The sequence below is a fragment of the Porcincola sp. LCP21S3_C12 genome (assembly GCF_052118625.1).
Classification (GTDB): Bacteria; Bacillota; Clostridia; order Lachnospirales; family Lachnospiraceae; genus Porcincola.
Genome location: NZ_JBQKGW010000066.1, coordinates 1 through 1156 on the forward strand (window position 1 = coordinate 1; position 1156 = coordinate 1156).

A 1156-nucleotide genomic window follows, 5' to 3' on the forward strand; every position below is an offset into this window, starting at 1 on the left:
ATGCAAAGATAAACAGCAATAGTTAAAATATCTTTGCATTCATTATAACATATATGATGATAAAAACCATATTTTATAGCGTCATTTAATTAATCAGCAGACACTAATTAGTGAGTGATAAAAAAGATGAAAGACTGACGACTCCCAGTTTACCGTTAGACAAAAACAGCCTGACAGCCTACTTGAATTTATGTAAGCAGTCAGGTTGTTTTATTAAGCCTTAATCTCTATTCCGTTTCGGAAAGTCACCCGGATGTCATTCTCGGAATACACGGTGAGATAATCCACCAGTCCGGTGAAAGCGTCAAGCGAGAACTCTGTCAAAGTATCAGGAGTTTTTTCGAATGCTTTGAGGAAGTCTTCGACGTTTCCTTTCTGTGACTGCAGATCGCTTATTTTCTCTGTGCTTTCCAGCAGCTTTTTCTTCTTGGCTTCATACCGCGCGGTCAGATCGTCGTATTTTTTCTGATAGCTTTCCTGATCCAACGCGACATGGGCGTTCTCGTATATGCACTTCTGAACCATGTCGGCAATCACTTGTATTTCCTGCAGAAGTTCATCACGCTCTTTCTCAAGGTCAGCGGTATCGAAGAGCATGGCGCTCATTTCCCTGCCGTTTTGAATTACGGCGCTCTTATCGGCCAGCAGTTTATTGGCTGCCGACAGAAATGCCGCTTTGATCTGATCATCGGTTAGGTGGGGAGTGGAGCAGTGCCTGTCCTTGCTGAATTTGCGGTTGCACTGCCAGATGATGCGGCGGTATTTGCTATTGGAATGCCAGACTTTTGTGCCGTACCAGCTTCCGCATTCTCCGCATTTGATCCTGCTGGAGAAAGGATGCACACCGCTGTGGTACTTTTTTCCTTTCCCGCGTTTTTCCATCTCACGCTGAACAGCATCGAAGATCTCCGGTGTGATGATTGCCTCGTGATCTCCCTCAACGTAGTACTGCGGAATCTCACCTTCATTGATTTTGGCTTTCTTCGTCAGATAATCAACAATATAGGTTTTCTGCAGTAAGGCGTCGCCTTTGTATTTTTCATTGCTTGTTATCCCGCATTTTATCTGGTCCTAAACCATACCACATTCAATCAAATTAAAAAGAGGCACAGCATAAATTATTCTGATGGATTTTACATCGGATTGCTTTATGCCG

1 protein-coding gene and 1 pseudogene are annotated in these 1156 nt (G+C 43.4%); both read right to left on the reverse strand.

Features of this window, described 5'->3' with window-relative positions:
• Positions 1-213 precede the first annotated feature (213 nt).
• Positions 214-882, reverse strand: coding sequence for a zinc ribbon domain-containing protein (locus tag ACTQ1N_RS12645; protein WP_441957006.1), 669 nt, complete (start codon positions 880-882; stop codon positions 214-216).
• Positions 883-1065 (reverse strand): annotated as a pseudogene (locus tag ACTQ1N_RS12650) (recombinase family protein); the annotation flags it as partial.
• Positions 1066-1156: the final 91 nt, after the last annotated feature.